This is a genomic window from [Clostridium] symbiosum ATCC 14940, from assembly GCF_000466485.1.
Taxonomy (GTDB): domain Bacteria; phylum Bacillota; class Clostridia; order Lachnospirales; family Lachnospiraceae; genus Otoolea; species Otoolea symbiosa.
Genome location: NZ_KE993046.1, coordinates 1 through 5,246 on the forward strand (window position 1 = coordinate 1; position 5,246 = coordinate 5,246).

Annotated in this window: 4 protein-coding genes; 3 read left to right on the forward strand and 1 reads right to left on the reverse strand. The window is 47.4% G+C overall.

What is annotated here, in order from left to right; all coding sequences use genetic code 11:
* Positions 1–147: 147 nt before the first annotated feature.
* From rbr to yfcC, 3 genes are all read left to right on the forward strand, one after another.
* Entirely contained in the window at positions 148–681 is a 534-nt protein-coding gene (gene rbr, locus CLOSYM_RS21365; protein WP_003506939.1) for a rubrerythrin, read from the forward strand.
* A 348-nt stretch (positions 682–1,029) separates the two neighbouring features.
* A complete protein-coding gene (gene iadA, locus CLOSYM_RS21370; protein WP_021643797.1) occupies positions 1,030–2,214 on the forward strand; it encodes a beta-aspartyl-peptidase in 1,185 nt (394 codons plus the stop codon).
* A 17-nt stretch (positions 2,215–2,231) separates the two neighbouring features.
* Positions 2,232–3,743 carry a putative basic amino acid antiporter YfcC gene (gene yfcC / locus CLOSYM_RS21375; protein ID WP_021643798.1) on the forward strand — a complete coding sequence of 504 codons (1,512 nt, stop codon included), beginning with the start codon at positions 2,232–2,234 and terminating at the stop codon, positions 3,741–3,743.
* Between the two features lie 28 nt (positions 3,744–3,771).
* Here yfcC and CLOSYM_RS21380 read toward each other — a convergent pair whose 3' ends face one another.
* Positions 3,772–5,103: a replication-associated recombination protein A gene (locus CLOSYM_RS21380; RefSeq protein WP_044903113.1), complete on the reverse strand. Its 1,332-nt coding sequence runs from the start codon at positions 5,101–5,103 to the stop codon at positions 3,772–3,774.
* Positions 5,104–5,246 lie beyond the last annotated feature (143 nt).

Below are 5,246 nucleotides of genomic sequence, written 5' to 3' on the forward strand. Positions count from 1 at the left end.
CCGCTGGCCGTTCCGGCGGCGTCCTCACCTGCTTTACTAAATCTCCAAAATATTTCACCCGACCACTTGACAAATGCTGGAAAAGAGTGTACTATAAAAACAGGAATAATTCCTAAAATCAGAAGAAAACATAGGAGGAATAAAACAATGGAATTAAAGGGAAGCAGAACAGAGCAGAATCTTATGACAGCATTTGCAGGTGAATCACAGGCAAGAAATAAATACACATATTTTGCAAGCGTAGCGAAAAAAGAAGGATATGAGCAGATTTCAGCAATTTTTGAGAACACGGCTAATAATGAGAAAGAGCATGCCAAGATGTGGTTCAAGGAATTAAAAGGAATCGGAACAACAGCAGAGAATTTAAAGGCTGCTGCTGAAGGCGAGAATTATGAGTGGACCGATATGTATGCTGAATTTGCAAAAGTAGCGGAGGAAGAGGGCTTTACAGAGCTGGCAGCTAAATTTGCGGCAGTAGCGGCAATCGAGAAAACACATGAGGAGAGATACTTAAAGCTCTTAAATAATGTGGAGATGAAAGCTGTATTTGAGAAATCTGAAGAGACAATGTGGGAGTGCAGAAACTGCGGACATCTTGTAATCGGCAAGAAAGCTCCGGAAGTATGTCCGGTATGTGCTCATCCGCAGAGCTATTTTGAGGTTAGAAAAGAAAATTATTAATTTCAATAATAATCAGAAAGAATTGCTGTATTTACATAATTTTACACTACAGGTTTATATGGTACAAGGCAACAGGACAGAACCCCATGAATAAGGTTCTGTCCTGTTTTACGTCTTGCATGTGTCGTGTTTGAATGAATGGCTGGAGCTGATGAAGATTTTTACAATATTCGTAAAATCAGCCAGAATAATAATACAAAAATCTATGACATTCTATCATGTATGTGATAAAATAATATGAACTGTAATTTGCGCCGGAGTGTGTCTGTGAAATCGGGAATGGTACGGTAACCAGGCGGTGGATTTGCAGTTACTTCTATAATAAAAACAAGAGTGGAGAACAGGAAAATGAACGGAGCTATGAAACTGATCCGGAATGCCCGTCTGTACGCACCGGAGGATTTGGGATGCATGGATGTACTGATCGGCGGGGGAAAGATTCTTAGAATCGGGGAATCACTGCCCGCAGAAGAGGCTTATCATGTTGAGGTAATCGACGGCAGCGGAAAAATCATGATGCCGGGATTGATAGACGCCCATGTGCATATTCTGGGCGGCGGCGGTGAAGGCGGATACAGGACAAGAACACCGGAAATTATGCTGTCGGATATTATCTGCGGAGGTGTTACGACAGTAGTGGGCTGTCTGGGGACAGACGGCACAACGAGAACCATGACAAACCTGATTGCCAAAGCCAGAGGACTGGAGGAAGAAGGAATTACTGCGTATATTTATACAGGTTCCTATCAGATACCGGTCAGGACATTGACCGGCAGTGTGGCGGATGACCTTATTTTGCTTGATAAAGTAATAGGCACAGGAGAAATTGCAATTTCAGATCACCGCTCATCCCAGCCAACGTACGAGGAATTTGCCAGAATTGTCGCTGATACAAGAGTGGGAGGCATATTATCCGGCAAAGCCGGGATTGTCAATATCCATATGGGAGACGGCCGGGAGCAGCTGGATTATTTGCGCCGGCTTTTGAGAGAGTCCCAGATTCCGGCATCCAATATGCTGCCGACCCATATTAACCGAAATAAATCCCTGATGTCGGACGGAATCGATTACGCCAGACGGCTGGGCGGATATATTGATTTGACAACCAGTTCCGATCCTGATTTTCTGGATCCGGATGAGGTAAAGGCATCAGCCGGGCTTAAGATGGCGCTGGATGCAGGTGTGGATGCCGGCCATATCACCTTTTCCTCCGACGGGCAGGGCAGCCTTCCGGTTTTCGATGAAAAGGGAAATTTCAGGCATCTTGGCGTGGGAAAAGTATCTTCACTGTACCGGGAAATGAAGGATGCGGTGTTAAAGGACGGTGTACGGCTTGCCGATGCGCTGAAGACCGTTACTTCCAACCCGGCATTTCTGTTAAAACTTAAGGGCAAGGGAAGAATTACCGAATATGCAGACGCCGATCTGGTGCTGTCTGCTTCGGATACACTGAAAATTGATACGGTTATCGCCGGAGGTGAGACGGTTGTTTCCGGAGGAGAGGTTCTTAAGAGGGGGACCTTTGAATACTAAAAGAAGAGGTATGAGAGATGGAAAAAAAGAAAAGTTTTCAGATGCCGCACACGTATATTATTATTTTCTTTGTAATTGTGCTGGCAGCAGTGTTAACCCTGTTTATTCCGCTGGGACAGTATGAAACAAAAGAAATCACCTATATGCAGAATGGTTCAGAGAAAACCAGAACCGTCTTAGATCCCGACAGTTTCCGGTATGTGCTGGATGAGAACGGGAATAAAGTGACGAAGGCGGCTCCCATTTTCGGAACCGAAGATTTTGGAGGCCAGGGAATTTTAAACTTCGTTTTTGAAGGCATGACCGTTGGGGATAAGAATGGTACTGCGGTCGGAATTATTGCTTTTATTCTGGTAGTAGGCGGAGCATTTGGAATTGTTCTGCGGACCGGCGCCGTGGAATCGGGAATTATGAAGGTGATAGAGAAGACGGAGGGGCGGGAAATACTTCTGATCCCCATCCTGATTACGTTGTTTTCATTGGGAGGCGCTGTTTTCGGAATGGGAGAAGAGGCGATTCCCTTTGTCATGATTCTTGTCCCGCTTTTTATTGCGCTGGGCTATGATGCGGTAGTAGGTATCATGTGTTCATATGTGGCGACACAGATCGGCTTTGGCTCTTCCTGGATGAATCCGTTCAGCCTTGCCGTGGCCCAGGGAGTCGCAGGTATTCCGGTCATGTCGGGTGCCGGCTTTCGAATCGTCCTCTGGGTGATTTTTACTGCGACGGCAATCATATTTACAATGCGCTATGCGGTGAAGATTAAAAAGAACCCGCAGTCTTCCGTGGCATATGAAACCGATCAGTATTACCGCGATGATTTTTCATCGAAAAATAAGGAAGATGTGCCGTTTACTTTCGGTCATAAGCTAGTTATCCTCACGATTGTCCTGACTATGGCATGGACAATCTGGGGCGTTATTGCCGAAGGTTATTATATCCCGGAGATCGCCTCCCAGTTTTTTGTGATGGGGCTCGTATCCGGTATTATCGGTGTTGTCTTTAAACTGAACGATATGAAAGTGAATGACATTGCAAAATCATTTGATAAAGGGGCGGCGGAGCTTTTGGGGGCAGCGCTGTGTGTCGGTATGGCTCAGGGAATTATTATTATCCTTGGCGGAACCAGCGCCACGGAGGGAACCGTACTCAATACGATACTCCATTCCATCGGAGAGGGGATGAAGAATTTCCCGCCGATGCTGTCCGCATGGCTGATGTATGTATTCCAGACCATATTCAATTTCTTCGTCGTTTCCGGTTCCGGTCAGGCGGCGCTGACAATGCCTATTATGGCCCCTCTTGCCGATATCGTGGGTGTGTCAAGGCAGATATCCGTCCTCGCATTCCAGTTAGGCGATGCATTCAGTAACTTTATTGTTCCTACATCCGGATGTCTGCTGGGAGCGCTGGCTGCGGCAAGACTCGACTGGGGCAAGTGGGCAAAATTCCAGATTAAATTCCAGGCAGTGCTGTTTGTGTTTGCATCGGCGGCAATGGTCATTGCCGTAATGACTGGTTTTAACTGATGGATGACAGAAATAGAATCTGAACAGCCTATGGGAGGGCGGGATGTTCCCGCCTCCACTTCCTGATTTCTTCAAGACGTTCCCGGACCGGGGCTTCGGCGCCGCTTGTTCCGGGACGGTAATATTCACGGCCTTTTAGAGAGGCGGGAAGGCAGTCCATAGCGGCTATTTTGTCTTTTGTTTCATGGGCGTAGACATAGCCTTCACCATAATGCAGATCCGCCATTAACCGAGTAGGCGCATTCCTGATTTGAAGAGGAACGGGTTCTGCCATCATGGTTCCGGCATCCTTCTTTGCCTCCTCATAGGCTCTGTAGATCGAATTTGATTTCGGCGCCATGGCCATGTAGACAACTGCCTGAGTCAGATTCAGGGTGCATTCCGGCATTCCGATGAAGTGGCAGGCCTGATAGGCGGCCACAACCTGAGTTAAGGCCTGAGGATCGGCAATTCCGATATCCTCGCTGGCAAAACGGATCAGTCTGCGGGCCACATAGAGCGGGTCTTCTCCGGCCTCCAGCATTCGGGCCAGCCAGTAAACGGCGGCATCGGGATCACTGTTGCGCATGGACTTGTGAAGGGCAGAGATAAGATTGTAATGTTCTTCCCCCTTTTTATCATAGAGAAGTGATTTTTTGTTGGTACACTGTTCAAGCACCTGATTTGTGACGCTGAGTGTTCCGGAACGGTCCAATTCTCCGTTAAGAACGGCCATCTCCAGGGTGTTTAAAGCAGTCCTGGCGTCTCCGTTTGCAAAATTAGCAATAAAGAAAAGCTGCTCTTTCGAGATTTGCACATGCTGGTTCCCAAAGCCCTTTGGGGATTTTACCACAGCGGCTAGCAGTTCGGCCAGCTCCTCCGCTGTAAGAGCTTTTAAAACAAAGACCTTACAGCGGGAGAGAAGAGCCGAATTAATTTCAAAGGATGGATTTTCCGTGGTAGCGCCGATTAGAATGATACTCCCCTTTTCCACATAGGGAAGGAAAGCATCCTGCTGGGCCTTGTTAAAGCGGTGAATCTCGTCCACGAAAAGAATGGTCCGGATTCCCATGCTTCGGTTTTTCTCCGCCTGCTCCATTACCGTTTTGATTTCCTTTATTCCGCTTGTCACGGCGGAAAAATCGATGAAAGAGGAGCGTGTTTTCCCGGCAATAATCCTGGCCAGGGTCGTTTTTCCAACTCCCGGAGGGCCCCAGAATATCATGGAAGTAACCTGGTCCTTTTCGATAAGGTTACGCAGTACTTTGCCTTCTCCTATCAGGTGTTTCTGCCCCACAAAGCCGTCCAGGGTGTCGGGGCGGATCCTGCTTGCAAGAGGGGACGTAGTTTCACGGTTATCAAAGAGCGAGAGCTGATCCATCATGAGAGAACCTCCTTTTGGGATTTTAATTAAATTCAGTATATATAGTTAGGATACCACAAAACGGAAGAAAAGGGAACATACATTCGCTGGCCGGGACACTGTTATAGGATTTAGTTAAGCAGGTGAGGACGCCGCCGGTA